General features: G+C 71.6%; 12 protein-coding genes, 1 tRNA gene and 1 pseudogene. 3 read left to right on the forward strand and 11 right to left on the reverse strand.

Annotated elements, in window-relative coordinates:
- Positions 1-42: 42 nt before the first annotated feature.
- The 4 genes and pseudogenes from PUR71_RS20885 to PUR71_RS20900 form a co-directional block, all read right to left on the reverse strand.
- Positions 43-1,011, reverse strand: coding sequence for an AurF N-oxygenase family protein (locus PUR71_RS20885; protein WP_329928575.1), 969 nt, complete (start codon positions 1,009-1,011; stop codon positions 43-45).
- 175 nt (positions 1,012-1,186) lie between these two features.
- Positions 1,187-2,245 (reverse strand): alpha/beta hydrolase, encoded by a 1,059-nt coding sequence (locus PUR71_RS20890; protein ID WP_329928576.1) that lies wholly within the window; start codon positions 2,243-2,245, stop codon positions 1,187-1,189.
- Between the two features lie 269 nt (positions 2,246-2,514).
- A pseudogene (locus PUR71_RS20895) lies at positions 2,515-3,291 on the reverse strand (RNA polymerase sigma factor); the annotation flags it as partial.
- The gene (locus PUR71_RS20900) at positions 3,288-3,659 is read right to left on the reverse strand and encodes a YciI family protein (RefSeq protein ID WP_329928577.1); all 372 of its coding nucleotides are present in this window, start codon (positions 3,657-3,659) and stop codon (positions 3,288-3,290) included. The gene PUR71_RS20900 and the pseudogene PUR71_RS20895, both read right to left, overlap by 4 nt.
- Before the next feature lie 147 nt (positions 3,660-3,806).
- On the opposite strand from PUR71_RS20900, the gene PUR71_RS20905 reads away from it, so the two are divergent.
- Positions 3,807-4,223, forward strand: a complete 417-nt coding sequence (locus PUR71_RS20905; protein WP_329928578.1) for a hypothetical protein — start codon at positions 3,807-3,809, stop codon at positions 4,221-4,223.
- Between the two features lie 60 nt (positions 4,224-4,283).
- On the opposite strand, the gene PUR71_RS20910 is transcribed toward PUR71_RS20905, so the two are convergent.
- The 6 genes from PUR71_RS20910 to PUR71_RS20935 form a co-directional block, all read right to left on the reverse strand.
- Complete coding sequence (locus PUR71_RS20910; RefSeq protein WP_329928579.1) at positions 4,284-8,255, reverse strand: hypothetical protein; 3,972 nt, start codon at positions 8,253-8,255, stop codon at positions 4,284-4,286.
- Positions 8,256-8,488: 233 nt separating this feature from the next.
- Positions 8,489-8,572: transfer RNA gene (locus PUR71_RS20915), tRNA-Leu, on the reverse strand.
- A gap of 68 nt (positions 8,573-8,640) precedes the next feature.
- Positions 8,641-9,966 carry a lipase family alpha/beta hydrolase gene (locus tag PUR71_RS20920; RefSeq protein ID WP_329928580.1) on the reverse strand — a complete coding sequence of 442 codons (1,326 nt, stop codon included), beginning with the start codon at positions 9,964-9,966 and terminating at the stop codon, positions 8,641-8,643.
- Between the two features lie 131 nt (positions 9,967-10,097).
- The gene (locus PUR71_RS20925; RefSeq protein ID WP_329928581.1) at positions 10,098-10,292 is read right to left on the reverse strand and encodes a DUF397 domain-containing protein; all 195 of its coding nucleotides are present in this window, start codon (positions 10,290-10,292) and stop codon (positions 10,098-10,100) included.
- Complete coding sequence (locus tag PUR71_RS20930; protein WP_329928582.1) at positions 10,289-10,423, reverse strand: DUF397 domain-containing protein; 135 nt, start codon at positions 10,421-10,423, stop codon at positions 10,289-10,291. Before PUR71_RS20930 ends, PUR71_RS20925 begins: the two co-directional genes overlap by 4 nt.
- Positions 10,383-11,333 (reverse strand): helix-turn-helix domain-containing protein, encoded by a 951-nt coding sequence (locus PUR71_RS20935; RefSeq protein ID WP_329928583.1) that lies wholly within the window; start codon positions 11,331-11,333, stop codon positions 10,383-10,385. Before PUR71_RS20935 ends, PUR71_RS20930 begins: the two co-directional genes overlap by 41 nt.
- A 158-nt stretch (positions 11,334-11,491) precedes the next feature.
- Here PUR71_RS20935 and PUR71_RS20940 point away from each other — a divergent pair, with 158 nt between their 5' ends.
- Positions 11,492-11,938 carry an ATP-binding protein gene (locus tag PUR71_RS20940; protein ID WP_329928584.1) on the forward strand — a complete coding sequence of 149 codons (447 nt, stop codon included), beginning with the start codon at positions 11,492-11,494 and terminating at the stop codon, positions 11,936-11,938.
- 13 nt (positions 11,939-11,951) lie between these two features.
- On the forward strand, positions 11,952-12,518 hold the full coding sequence (locus PUR71_RS20945; RefSeq protein WP_329928585.1) for a hypothetical protein: 567 nt from the start codon (positions 11,952-11,954) through the stop codon (positions 12,516-12,518).
- A gap of 169 nt (positions 12,519-12,687) precedes the next feature.
- Here PUR71_RS20945 and PUR71_RS20950 read toward each other — a convergent pair whose 3' ends face one another.
- Positions 12,688-13,470, reverse strand: a complete 783-nt coding sequence (locus PUR71_RS20950) for an alpha/beta fold hydrolase (protein WP_329928586.1) — start codon at positions 13,468-13,470, stop codon at positions 12,688-12,690.
- Positions 13,471-13,644 lie beyond the last annotated feature (174 nt).

Genomic DNA, 13,644 nt, shown 5'->3' on the forward strand with positions numbered 1-13,644 from the left:
CCTCACTGAGCGGGGAGTAGGAGGGGGAGGTCAGGAGGGGGGTCAGAGCATGTTGACGCGCCGGTAGATGGCCGCCGAGCGCTGCGTGAGGAGCCCGGTCTCGGCGAGGAAGGCCATCAGGTGCCGGGAGCTGGTGCGCATCATGGCCTTGCGGTGCTCGTTGCCCTGGACCTCGGCGAGGGCCCGCGCGACGTCGAGTCCGGCGGCCTTGTACACCCCGGGGTGCACCATGCTGGTGACGATGACGTACGCGCCCATGGCGATGCCGGTCGCGGAGGTGCGCCGGCGGGCGGGGCCGGCGTGCCGCATGCGTTCGCGGATCTCCTGGCGGGCGAACTTCATGTGCCGGGACTCCTCGACGACGTGGATGCGCGAGGTGCCACGGACGATGTCGAGGACGTTCTCGCCGCGCATCCAGTCGCGCTGCATGACGTCGAGCACCTCCTCGGCCACGAGGATGCCGCCGTAGGCGAGTTCGCCCTTCGCGAGGGACTTGAAGGCGCGGCCGGCGTGGGCGATGACCTTGTTCGGACGGTACGCGGGCACACCCATCTTCTTGCAGGCGCGCGCGAACATGATCGAGTGCCGGCACTCGTCGGCGATCTCGGTGAGCGCGAACTGGAACTCGGAGCCGGCGGGGTCCTTGAGGTACTGATCGCGGAGCACCATCTGCTGGAGGATCATCTCGAACCAGATGCCGGTGTTCATGATCGAGCAGACCTCGTGCCGGGTGAGGGTCACCCGCTGCTGCTCGGTCATCTCGTCCCAGAGCCGGGTGCCGTAGAGCGTGCTCCACTCCGGGTTGAGGCCGTAGTGCTCGTCGGGGAGGGGGGCGTCCCAGTCGATCTCGGTCGACGGGTCGTACGAGAGCATGGCGGCCGACTCCAGCAGCCGCTTCGAGACGTCGTCGTCGGCAGCGGTGTGTCCGTGGCCGTGATCGTGTCCGTGACCGTGACCGTGGCCGTTTTCGTGGTGACCGACTCTGCGCGCCGCCGGGTCGGTGAGAGCCATGGCTGCCTCCAGGTGCCTGCTCCTGCGGGTTCCCGCTGACCCGCTTATTAGACGGACAGTACAATAAGAGCCCGCCGCCGAGAACCCCCCGTGCAGCGGGCGGGGGCGCACGGCGAAAGGCCCGCGCACCGGGAACGGATCCCGGGGCGCGGGCCTGCGCAGCTTGGAGCAGGGCCTACCGCAGCGCCTTCCGCAGCGCCTCCGCCGCCTCCGCCGTCGCCTCGCGGAACCGGTGCCCGATCCCGATGTAGTTGGCGTACCCGTGGATCAGGTCCGGCTGCCGGCTCAGCTCCACCGCGACCCCCGCCGCCCGCAGTGCCTCCGCGTACGCCTCGCCCTCGTCGCGCAGCGGGTCGTAGCCCGCCGTGCCGACGTACGCGGGCGGCAGGCCGGTGAGGTCGGCGGCGCGCAGCGGCGAGACGCCCGGGTCGGCGCGGTCGACCGGCTCGGGGGCGTAACGGTCCGCGAACCAGTCCATGTCGGCGCTGGTGAGGAAGTAGCCGTCGGCGAAGAGGTCCCGGGACGGCCGACGGACGGAGGCGTCCGTCGCCGGGTACAGCAGCAGCTGGAACACGGGCGCGGGCCCGCCCCGCCGTACGGCCCGCTGCGCGGCGACGGCAGCGAGGTTGCCGCCCGCGCTGTCGCCGCCGACGGCTATCCGGGCCGGGTCCGCGCCGAGGTCGCCCGCCTTGGCGAGGGCGAAGTCCAGGGCGGCGAGGGCGTCGTCGGCCGCCGCCGGGTACGCGTGCTCGGGCGCCAGGCGGTACTCCACCGACAGCACCCGCACCCCGGCCCGCTGGGCCAGGAACCGGGCGACGTGGTCGTGGCTCGCCCGGGAGCCCACCACCCACCCGCCGCCGTGGAAGAACACGAGCAGCCCGGACCGCTCCCCCAGCCCGGCCGGGCTGTACAGCGTCGCCGCCAACTCGCCGTCGCCGGAGGCCGATTCCGACGGGATCTTGAGCTCCCGGACGGCCACCGACCCGATCGTCGGCCCGCCCACCAGGTGCCGCCCGTACTCCATCGCCGTCCGCGAGGGCCCGACCCCGCCCGGCAGGACGAGGGCCGCCTTCGACAGCCGCTGCAGCTTGAGGATCAGCTGCGCGTCCAGGGCGAGCGTCTGCCCGTCCCGCACGACCGGCGCCCCCGCGATCGCCCGCCGCACCCCCTCCGGCAGCGCGTACGCGCCCCGGACGACGGCGGCCTGGATCCGGACGGGGAGTGGAATCGACATCTCTGCCTCCTGGGGACGCTGCTGGGGAGCCCCATGATGGGACCGCCCGCCGGTCGGGGGAACCCCGCCTCGACGGCGCGGCCCCGCCACCGGTCGGCGGGGCGTACGACCTCCGCCACGGCCCCGGCGCCCCCGCCTCCACAGCGACGAGCAGATCAGCGGCCGGCTCGACGAACTGCGACGGACCCGCCGGGCGACGTCAGGAGGTGACCCGGCGGGCCCGCTCCGCCAGGTAGCGCCGCTCGGGGGCGCTGGCCGTGCGGGCGGCCGCCTCCCGGTAGGCGACGGCCGCCTCGCCCGGCGTCGGTGAGGAGCATGAGGGCGAGCAGGCCGGCCGTCTCGGCGTCGTCGGGGACGAGCCACAGGAGCAGCCGGGTGAGGCGGATGGCCTCGCCGGACAGTTGCGGCGCGGTCAGCTCCTCGCCCCTGCTGGCGCTGTAGCCCTCGTTGAAGATCAGGTAGAGCACGTGCCGCACGTCCGCCGAACTCCCCGAACTCCCCGAACTCCCCACCAGAGCAACGCCCTTGAGCGTCTGCTTCGCCCGGCTGATCCGCTGTGCCATCGTCGCCTCCGGCACGAGGAGCGCGGCGGCGATCTGCGCGGTGCTCAGGCCGCCGACCGCCCGGAGGGTGAGCGCGGTGCGGCTCGGCGCGGAGAGCGCCGGGTGGCAGCAGAGGAAGAGGAGCGCGAGCGAGTCGTCCCGGTCCGGTACGGGCGCGGCCGCGTCGGCGGCGGGCGCGAGCAGCGCGGACTGCGGAGTGGCGAGCATCAGCGCCTCCTCCCTGCGCCGCCGCGCGGAGTCGCTACGGATCCGGTCGACGAGTCGCCGGGACGCGACGGTCAGCAGCCAGCCGCCCGGGTTCGCCGGGAGGCCGTCGTCCGCCCACTGCACCGCCGCGGCGAGCAGCGCCTCCTGCACGGCGTCCTCGCACACGTCGAGCGCCGCCCCGGCGCCCGCCCCGCCGTGCCGGCGCACGAGCGCGCCGAGGACCTGCGGCGCCAGCTCGCGCAGCAGGTCCTCGGCGTCCCGGACCAGCAGGCTCACGCGTCCGCCGCGTTCGACGGCGACTCGTGCAGGATCGGCCACAGCTCCACGGGGTCGACGTCCGCGAACGGGAAGTCGGCGGCGATCTGCTGGGCGCGCTCCTGGTCCTCGCAGTCGAGGAGGTAGAAGCTGGCCAGGTACTCCTTGGTCTCCAGGTACGGCCCGTCGGTGACGACCGCCGCGCCGTCCGTCCGCCGCACGAGCCGGGCGGCGGCCGCGTCGGCGAGGCCGTACGCGCCGAGGAGTTCGCCGGTGGCGCGGTACTTGGCGTTGAACGCCTCGACCTTGGCGATGGCGGCCGGCCACTCCTCGGCGGGGAAGGCGTTCCACTTCTCCTGGTTGCCGTAGATCATCGCGATGTACTTCATGGTGACGAGTGTCCTCTCGGTGTCCGGTGCGCCGCCCTTCGGCGTCCCGTCACCCAGGAGTCGGAGCGGCACCCGGGCCCTCGACACCGGCCCGCGAAGAATTTCGGGAACCGCCCGTGGTCGGTGGGGATTGGTAGGTTCCCGCGCATGGCTGACTTCACCAATCGCCGCCCGATCACGTCGGCGGCCCCGCTCACCCCGATCCACGCGGCGCAGGTCGCCCTGAGCGGCCGGCGCTACGACGGCGAGGACCTGCCCGCCGAGCAGCGGCTGCCCGCCGACGGCGACGGCGACGACGAGGCGGTGCTGAACTCCTGCGAGCTCTGGGACGTGGTGGCCGACGGCGTGCCGCGCTACGAGGCCTGGCTCTACCAGGCGGACAGCGGCTCGATCTTCCTGGCCGGGACGACGGAGATGGTCGCGGAGGTCCTCCAGTGCGGGCTGGAGTGCGACGACCCCGAGCGGCGCCTGGAGCTCGGCACGGCGATGGTCCGGGCCGGCCTGCTGCCCGCGTCGGACTCGGCGTACCGGGAGTTCCGCGAGGCGGCCGAGAACGCCGGGTGAGAAAAGGCCGGTGGGCCCGACGTCCGTGACGCGGGCCCACCGGGTTTCCCAACGGGTGGATCAGGACGAGAAGTACCCGACCAGGTCGGCGACCACGTCCGTCGACCCCCACTGGTTGACGAACGACACCCGGCCGTCCACCACGGGGGCCACCACCAGCGCGGAGACGACCTGCCCCGGCCGGTAGTTGATGCTCGACGCGTCCGGGCGGGCCGTCCCGTGCGGGAAGACCGTCAGGAAGCTGGTGTCCGTCGGCCAGACCGCCGTCACGTTCATGACGACGGCGGTGACCCCGGTCGCGGGCATCCCCTCGACGCCGGCCACCCGCAGGCTGACCTGGTCGTTCGAGCCGCCCAGGGAGCCCACGCGGACGCCCTCGCCGTCACGGGTGTCCATCAGCCGCACCAGCGGGGACGCGGTGTAGGTGGAGCCCGAGTCGGTGTAGTACCCCATGATGTCCACGCCGAGGTCGACGTCGCCCCAGGCGTTGCGGATGTCCACCACGCCGTTCACGACCGGGACGGTCACCAGGTTGGTCACGTTCTGCCCGGCGGCGAAGTTGACCGCCGAGGCGTCCGGCACCGGCAGGCCGTCCGGGTACACCGTGAGGTAGCTGGTCTGCGACGGGTTGACGGCCGTCACGTTCATCACGACCGCCGTCACGCCGGTCGTCGGGACGCCGCCCACACCCGCGACCTTGAGCGGCACGACGCCACCGCCGTGGACCCGGCCGGCGGGCGCGCCGACGCCCCAGACGGTGTTCAGGATGCGCGACGGGGTGACCGGGCGCAGCAGGGAGCCGGCGCCGCTGTCGGTGTAGTAGCCGAGGATGTCCACGCCGAGGTCGACGTCGCCCCAGGCGTTGCGGATGTCCACCTTGCCGTTGGCGAGCGGCACCGTCACCAGGTTGGTGACGATCTGCCCGGCGGCGAAGCTGACGGTCGGCAGGTCGGGCACCTTCTGTCCACTCGGGTACACCGAGACGGCGCTGTTGCTGGAGGGGTTGACGGCCGTCACGTTCATGACGACGGACGTGACGCCGGTCGTCGGGACGCCGGCGACGCCCGCCACCTGGAGCGACAGCACCCCGCCCTGGCCGAGGCGCCCGGCGGGCGCGCCGACGCCGGAGACGGTGTTGAGGATGCGGTTGGGGGTGAGCGGGACGAGCCGGCCCTTGGTGGCCGGCGCGGCGGCGGTCACCGTGAAGGCCTTCGGGAAGTAGTTCGGGGATGGCACCCCGGTGGTGTAGCCGATTCCATCGAGCACCACGTCGTAGGTGCCCGGCGTCATCCCGTTGGTGTCGGCCATGACGTGGAGCGAGGTGCCGTCGGGGCTGACGGAGACCGGGCGCATCGGGTACGTGGAGCCGCCGAACTTCACCTTGGTGCCCAGGGTGAGGTTCGTGCCCCGGATCTCGATCTGGGTCTGGGTGCCGGCCGCTCCGGTCGTCCCGTTGATCGCGATGAGGGACGGACGCGGCGGGTTGGTGCAGGTGGGGTAGTCGCACGCGGCCTGCATGCTGTACTCCACCGGCATCACGGTGTTACCCGGGCTGAGCAGCAGGACGGCCTTGCCGGGCACGGCGTTGTTGAGGCTCTGGCAGCGGGCACCGAACTCGCCGTAGTTTGCGCTGCACTGGTACGTGGAGTCGTACTCCTCCCAGGTGGCCGGGCCCAGCAGGGTCAGGAGCGGCTGCGCGAGGTTGGTGGCGCTGCTGGTGCCGACGACGTTGAGGGACTGCGACGCCTTCATGTCGACGACGGCGCAGTAACCGGTCGAGGACTCCGTGAGCAGTCCGCTGCGGAGCGGGAAGCCCTGCACCGAGATCGGGTGGGAGGTGCACTCCGGTGCCCAGCCGTCCGGTGTGCCGACCTTCCAGGTGTCCACGGCGGCGTGGATGTTCTGGCCCCGGTACCCGGAGGCGAGCACCGCCATGGTGTAGGAGGTAGAACCGGTGACCTTGCAGTAGCTGCCGTTCACGCCGCAGACGGTCTTGCCGTTCGCGTCGATCACCAGCGGCACCGCCGTGCCCTGGTAACCGTTGCCGACGGTGGCCGTCCGCACGCTGAGCCAGAACTTGTCGGTGGCCGCGGCGCTGACCCGCACGCAGCGGGCATCGAGGGCCGAGCCCAGGTCCAGCTGGACGGACTGGCCGCCGACGGCGGTCGAGTCCGGGGTGAGGCAGTTCGCGGTCGGCGAGAAGTCCCGCCGGACCAGCTTGTAGCTGTCGCCCCAGGTCGAGTTGGTCAGCAGCGCGGTGTACGGGACACCGGCCGCGAGCCGGCAGGTGAACGTCGAGCTGCCGGCGGTCGAGCACACCACGTTGCCCTGCTGGTCGATGACCTGCAGGGACGCGTTGGTCTGGTTCGCCGTGTTGGTGTAGTCGAGCAGCTCGGAGGTGCTGTGCTGGCCGGCGGGGAGGGCGAAGCAGGCCTGCTTGACGTTCGCCGTCAGTGCGGCCTCGGCGCCCCACGTGCCGTCGAACCCGCTCTGCGGCCAGGCGGTGCAGCCGGCCGTCTCACCGGTCCGGTGGATCGCCAGCGAGAACGCCTTGCCGGGCGCGCCGGTCACGACGGCGCGGAAGGGGGCCGTCCCGGTCAGCTTGCAGGGGATCGCGGGGTTGCTGTTGTCGCACTGGAAGGTGCCGGCCGCGTCGTAGACGGCGACGTCGGCGCTGGTGCCGTCGGTGGGCACCCGGTTGATCAGGTAGAGACCGTTGCCGGTCGCGGTGGGCAGCGTCAGGCAGAGCGCCTGCCCGGCCGTGCCGAAGGTGCCGGTGACCGGACCGGACACCAGGTCGTCGTCGGCGGCCGCCGTGCAGCCACGGGTCTCCTTGGCCGAGTGGAAGACGGTGCCGAACGGACCCGCCGTGACGGCCTGGCCGGCGTCGGCCCAGGTGTAGGAGCCGGGCGCCAGGTTGCAGAGCCGGCTCAGCTGGCCGCAGTTGGCCACCGTGCTGCCGTCGGCCTGGTACAGCGGGCCGGAGATGGTTTCGCCGCTGGCCGTCACCTCGCTGAAGGAGTACCAGCCGGCGTCGGTCACATGGAGGATCCGGCAGCGCGCCACGACCAGGTCAGGTGCGGTGCCGAACGCCTGCGGCTCAACGGTCAGGCAGCCTTCCGGGGAGGAGAGGCGCGCGAGCGTCAGGTCGTAGGTCTGGGCGTCGCCGTACGTCGACTGGACCACCACGCGGTACGGCGCGGTCCCGGCGAGGCGGCAGTACAGCGTGGTGTCCAGGCCGGAAACGGCGCACACCTCCTTGCCCGTCGCGTCGACGACGCGCTGGCTACGCAGGCCGGCGAAGGTCCGCAGCATGTCACCGGGGGCGAGGTCCACCGTGTAGCAGTCGCCGGCCCAGGCCGTTGGCATCGAGCCGTGGAACGCCTTGGGGGCGCCGAGGGTGCGGTCGGTGGGGTCCACGGTCTTGCAGGTGCTGGTGAGCACCGGGAGGTACGACACCGAGATGCCGCTCGCCTGGAAGTTTCCGTTGACGACGTCCAGCTTGTAAGTGCCCTGCTGCGTGGTGGCGCAGCGCATCACCGTGACGAACGTGTCGCAGGCCACAGCGGTGCCGTCGGGCGCGGTCAGCTTGGGGTAGGCCGAGTAGTTGACCCCGACGGTCTGGAAGTAGACCAGGTCCTGCGTCGGCAGGGTCAGCGAGAAGGTCGCCGACTTGTACGAGTCGACCGTGCAGGTGGTCACCACGCCCGGGTCCAGGGTGGCCGGACAGGGGCCGGCCGGGTCGGCCTGCTGGACTTCGCGGGCCGCCTTCTCCTGCGCGGCCTTGGGGTCCACGGTCGGCGCGCCCGTCGGCCCGGCGGTGGGCGCGGCGGCCGGGGCCGGGGCCGGGGTGGTGGTCGGCGCGGCGGTCGGGCTCGCGGACGACGTGGCTGCGGGCGGCGCGGCGGCGGCAGCCGGGTTGGCCTGGCCCACGAAGGTGGCCAGGACGGCGAGCAGCAGGGCGCCGGGAGCCGCGAGTGAGGCTCTCCTCCCCCTGTGTCGCGTTCGTCTGTCGGTGGACAGGAACGTCACACTTTCCCCCCATGTCGGAAACGCCCGACTCCCATGTGCATCATGGAAGTTCGCGGGCGGGCGGAGTCTAGCGAGCGCAAACGACGAGCTGAGAGGCGCCCTCGACCCCGCGAGAGGGTCCCACGGAGGCCCCTTCGAGCGCGATGAGTTTTTGGGCAGCTCTTGACCTGGGCGGCTGGTTCGGGGAACGACAAAACGGCCGGTCGATCCGAAGATCGACCGGCCGTTCGCTGTGCGCGAGGGGGGAGTTGAACCCCCACGCCCTTTCGGGCACTGGAACCTGAATCCAGCGCGTCTGCCTATTCCGCCACCCGCGCATCTGGGTGATGAGGAATATCGTAGCCCATCCGCGCAGGTGCTCCGGACCAGGCCGGAAGGGGGAGGGTCAGCCGGCGAGCTGCGCGACGATCCAGTCGACCAGCGCGCGGGAGACGTGACTGTGCTCGGTGTTGGCGTCGTCGAACTCGACGGCGTCCAGGTGGCCGCGCTCCAGGTCGTCGTCGGAGATCGCGGCGGCCGGGTCGACGTCCCACTTCACCGGGTCGAAGTCCAGCGCCGCCGCACTGACGGCCGGCACGAAGGTACCGCTGCGGTAGTCCTCGGAGATCTTCGCCTTGAGAGCGTCCGCGACCTTGCCGAAGGAGTCCAGTGTGCCGCCCGGCACGGCGTCCAGCGCCGGGACCTCGCTGGTGGTGCTGCGGCGCACGGCGAGGCCGAGGTGCATGCCACCGATCCGCTGCTTGTCGCCCTTGTCCGGCTGGAAGCGGGCGGTGGCGCTGGCGACCAGCGCCTGCCAGTCGAACGCCACCTCACCCACCGGCAGCGGGAGGCCGACCCCGTCACGCCGGCCGTTGGAGACGCCGAGCTTGCGCGGGATCATCGGGAAGTTGCCGACCCGGGCGAGATCCTCGAGGAACTCCTGGCGCAGCGGGCTGGACGTGGCGACCGGGCCGGAGTACTTCGCGTTCTCGACCCACGCCCAGAGCAACTGCTGGGCGGCGGGGCTGCGGACCAGGTCGGCCTGCTTGGCACCGTCCGGACCGGCCGGGGTGTAGTCCTCGAAGAAGTACGCCATCTGCTGGAGGATCAGCGGGATCCAGGCACCGTTGTGCGGCGAGTCGAACGAGAGGTACGTCGCCGTCTGGTGGTCCATCCGCTGGGTCTCCAGCTTGGCGAGCGCGTAGCGGGTGATGATGCCGCCCATGCTCACCCCGCCGACGGTCAGCCGCTCGTCGCCCACACGCTCCGCGATGGCCCGGAAGACGGCGTCCGCCACGACCTCGGCGTTGGCCTGGATGTGGGTGTGCCGCTCGGCGAAGCCGATCAGGACGATGTCGTAGCCCCTTCCGAGCAGCTCGTCGAAGAGGCCCGGCCGGCCGTCGGCGACGGTGTTGAAGTACGCGAACAGGCCGGGCAGGTCGCTCGGGCCGTAGTTGAAGCCGTCCGCGAAGAGGAAGGGCTTCCGCAGGCCGATCTTCGGGTTGGCGTAGTAGACCGCCGCCTGGCCGGTCGCCACCTGCCCCTTGTACGGCGCGCCGGTCAGGTCCCAGACCACGTCGGCGTCGCGGCCGCGCTCGCCGGACAGCTCGCCGGCGAACCAGACGCCGGGCTTGAGCGAGTCGGCGATCTCCGCCAACTCGGCCTTGGTGGGCTCCGCCTGGCCCTCCTTGAGGGCCGTCAGCGCTACGTCGATACGGGGGTCTTGTGCCATGGGTACCGCCTCGGTCGATGCGAGCAGGGTCATGTGCGCACAGTGATGGACCGTAATGGTTCGGTTACTCACGGCACCAGGGTCACGTCGGAAGTGATCGAAATCATCCGGATGCGACCGAGGTTGACCGGCTAGACCGGGAACTCGCCGACGCGAACGGCGGCGAGGAAGGACTCCCAGGCGGGGGCGGGGAAGACGAGGGCCGGGCCGTCGGGGTCCTTGGAGTCACGCACTGGGACGACGCCCGGGAGGGAGTCGAGGGCCACCTCGATGCAGGTGCCGCCGTTGGTTCCGCTGTAGCTGCTCTTCCGCCAGGTCAGCTTCATGCCGGGAATTCTCCTGTCTGGACCGCCGCGACAAACGAGTCCCATGCTGTCGTCGAGAAGACGAGGGCCGGGCCGTCGGGGTCCTTGGAGTCACGCACTGGGACGACGCCCGGGAGGGATTCGAGGGCCACCTCGATGCAGTTGCCGCCGTTGCCGCCGCTGTAGCTGCTCTTTCGCCAGGCGTTCGCGTCGAGCTCGTTCCTCGTCATCTCTGAACCCTTCCAGCGCATCGGCGATCAGCGCGAGCGAGTCGGCTACCGGCAGAGCCTCCCCGTGGAGCAGATCATAGCTGCGCCGATGTCTGGCCACGATCTCCGGATCATCGGTGGAGTCACCGCGATCGAGGCTCTCCGAGTAGACCCACGTGCGGCCGTCAGGCATCTCCAGCAGCACCATCGACGTGTTGACGATGACGCCGCGCCGCGTGAACGGAATGACCTGGATGATCACGTTCGGGAGCTCCGCAACAGCCAGAAGGTGTTCCATCTGACGTCTCATCACTGTCGGCCCGCCAAAGACCGTTCGGATGGCGCTTTCATCCAGAATAACCAGCAGCAACGGCCCCTCGGGGTCGAGAAACCGCTTCTGCCTGGCAAGCCGGGCCGCGGTTCGTTCCGCGATGACATCAGGCCTGCCCGCCGCATCACTGACCGAGAACACGGCCTCCGCGTATTCGCGGCACTGAAGTAGGCCGTTCATCACGGCCAGTTCGAAGGCCCTGACCCCCACGGCCTCGGACTCCATGTCGACATGGCTTTGGAACCAGTCCGGATGCTCGACTCCCACGCTCCAGTCCACCCGGGCCCAGAGTCGCATCAGCGCACCACCGGTCTTCAGCAGCACGTCGGCCTGCTCGACCATCTCGGGCTGCATGCGGCGCTGGCCGGACTCGTACCTCGTGATGTTCGGCCGCGTGCAGTGCAGGGCCTTCCCCAGCTCCTCCTGGGTCATGCCGGCCATCTCCCGGTAGAACCGCAGCTCTTCGCCGAACATCACGGCCGAACTGGCCGTCGGTTCCCGCTTCAGCTTCCGGTGTGCCACGGCAACCCCTCTCACGTAACACGTGTGCCCGGTACCAGATTTCGGCCATCACCGTACCTCCGCGCACCGGATGATTGAGACCGGAACGCAATCATCTGCATGCATAGCGTGATTGCACGCCCCTCTCTTGCTCCCCATCCGCCCCCGAGGGCCCCGCCATGCTCAAAACCGTCCGCCGACCCCGCACGTTCGCCGCGCGCCTCGACTCCCGCCCCTCCTCGACCCCCATCGCGCGCCACCTGCTCCGCGCGTACCTCTCCGCCCTCCCCTTCGGCGAGCGCTACTCCGACATCGCCGAGCTCCTCCTCACCGAGCTCTTCGCCAACGCCGTCCAGCACTCCGACGCCCCCGACGACCGCCTCGTCGAGATCCGCTTCGCCCTCATCGGCAACCGTCTGCGCCTCGAAGTCCACGACGCCGGCACCGGCCGCCCCGCCCTCCACCCGACCACCCCCACCGACGAACACGGCCGTGGCCTGCACCTCGTCAACGAGCTGGCCGAGCGCTGGGGTTGCTGCCCCAGAGCCGGAGGCGTCGGCAAGTTCGTGTGGACCCTCATCGCCCCCGCCCCCACCCCCGCCCGCCTCTCCGTCCTCGCCGTCTGAAAGTCGCCCGCCCATGCAACCGCCCTCCCCCGTCACGATCGCCCGGCACGCCTTCGACACCGGTGCCACCCCCGCCGACGCCTACGCGACCCTCGCCCGCCGCATCCGCGAACCCGTCACCGCCGCCCGCGCCGTCTGCCTCGCCCTCGGGATCCCCGCCGACGAGACGACCCGCCGTATCGACGAGTGCCACGACGCCCTCCTCGCCGACCCCCGCCCGGGTTCCGAAGCCGACACCGGCGAGATCCTCGAAGCCCTCGGCGTGTTCGACGTCCCCAGGCCGCTCGACGCCCGCGACCTCGCCGTCGTCGACCAGTTCCTCCTCGCCATCGACGCCCTCGGCGCCATCCGCGCCGGCCATCAGCACGGCCTCAGCCGCTGGTTCGTCACGGGCAACCTCACCGCCGCCTACCTCTCCCTCGCGGCCACCCACCCCCGCCCCGGGATCGGTGACGCGGCCCACTACTGGTCCGCCCTCGTCACCGCCGGCGAACTCCTCGCCGCCGCCCCCACCCCCGACCCCCGCATCAAGCCGGCCCTCGCCCGCTGCCGCGCCCGCGCGGCGGCCGTCTCCCGCTGAACGATGATCAGGAACCGCGGACCCTTCGGGCGGAGAACCTCGCCCCCCGTCACCCGGCGGACCGCCGAGTCCACCCCAAGGTGGGGTTTGGCTCAACGAACCCCGGGCCGGGTGCCGAAAGGCCAACGGGGGCGGCGGAGCTGAGGGCCGCCGCCCCGCCCTCCACTCGTCACACCGTGGCGAGGAACTCCCGCACCACGCGCTGGAATTCGTCCGCCGCGCCGGTGACCAGCAGGTGGTCGGCATCCAGCTCCGCCAGGACCGTCCCCGGGCGGCGGGAGACCATCTGCGCGGCCTGCTCGGCCGGGATGGTGCCCCTCGTGCCGCGCACGATCAGGGCCGGGCAGGTGGTGACCGTCCAGTCCGCCCAGTGGTCGCCGTGGACGTCCGCCTCGGAGGCGTACATGTCCAGCGGGTGGAAGGGCAGGCGCCAGCTGCCGTCGGCGCCCTCCCGCAGCCGCTCCTCGAAGTGGGGCGCGGCGGGGCCGAGGGCGGCGAGGAGGGCGCCCCGGCTGGAGGCGTCGTAGGGCAGGTCGAGCAGGAACGCCAGCGGGTGGCTCCCGTCGAGGCCGAGCGCGGCCGGGCCCTCGGCGTTGACGATCGCCCTCACGCGCGCGGGGTGACGGGCGGCGAACTGGTAGGCGTTGATCGCCCCGAGCGAGTGGCCGAGCAGGACCACGCTCTCCAGGCCGAGGTGGTCGAGCAGCGCCTCGACGTCGGCGAGGTAGCCCTCCCGCGCGTAGTCGGCGGCCCGGTCCGACTCGCCCTGTCCCCGCTGGTCGGGCGCGATGACCCGCCACTGCGGGCCGAGCGCGGCGGCGAGCGGCGCGAAGACGGCGCCCTCCGCGAGGTGGCCGTGCAGGGCGAGCAGCGGGCGGCCGGTGCCGCCGAAGTCGAGGTAGGAGAGCCGGCGGCCGTCGAGGACGAGCTCGGAGCGGATGGCGTCGTTCATGGTGGTACCCCCGTGGATCGGTTGACGGGATCACCATACGCAGGACTTGGACGAGCGTGCAAGACAAATGTACAAGACGGATGTCTCGACTCGCCCCTGCCTCGACACCACTTCTCAACGTCACCGCTTCACCGTCACCGCTTCACCGTCACCGCAGCACCGTCACCGCAGCAC

The organism is Streptomyces sp. SP17BM10 (assembly GCF_036322405.1).
GTDB lineage: Bacteria > Actinomycetota > Actinomycetes > Streptomycetales > Streptomycetaceae > Kitasatospora.

Excerpts from the sequence above, each read along its gene's own strand:
- PUR71_RS20890 (WP_329928576.1), bottom strand. The coding sequence starts at position 2,245 with ATGTCGATTCCACTCCCCGTCCGGATCCAGGCCGCCGTCGTCCGGGGC.
- PUR71_RS20885 (WP_329928575.1), bottom strand. The coding sequence starts at position 1,011 with ATGGCTCTCACCGACCCGGCGGCGCGCAGAGTCGGTCACCACGAAAAC.
- PUR71_RS20945 (WP_329928585.1), top strand. The coding sequence starts at position 11,952 with ATGCAACCGCCCTCCCCCGTCACGATCGCCCGGCACGCCTTCGACACC.
- PUR71_RS20950 (WP_329928586.1), bottom strand. The coding sequence starts at position 13,470 with ATGAACGACGCCATCCGCTCCGAGCTCGTCCTCGACGGCCGCCGGCTC.
- PUR71_RS20925 (WP_329928581.1), bottom strand. The coding sequence starts at position 10,292 with ATGAAGCTGACCTGGCGGAAGAGCAGCTACAGCGGAACCAACGGCGGC.
- PUR71_RS20940 (WP_329928584.1), top strand. The coding sequence starts at position 11,492 with ATGCTCAAAACCGTCCGCCGACCCCGCACGTTCGCCGCGCGCCTCGAC.
- PUR71_RS20905 (WP_329928578.1), top strand. The coding sequence starts at position 3,807 with ATGGCTGACTTCACCAATCGCCGCCCGATCACGTCGGCGGCCCCGCTC.
- PUR71_RS20900 (WP_329928577.1), bottom strand. The coding sequence starts at position 3,659 with ATGAAGTACATCGCGATGATCTACGGCAACCAGGAGAAGTGGAACGCC.
- PUR71_RS20920 (WP_329928580.1), bottom strand. The coding sequence starts at position 9,966 with ATGGCACAAGACCCCCGTATCGACGTAGCGCTGACGGCCCTCAAGGAG.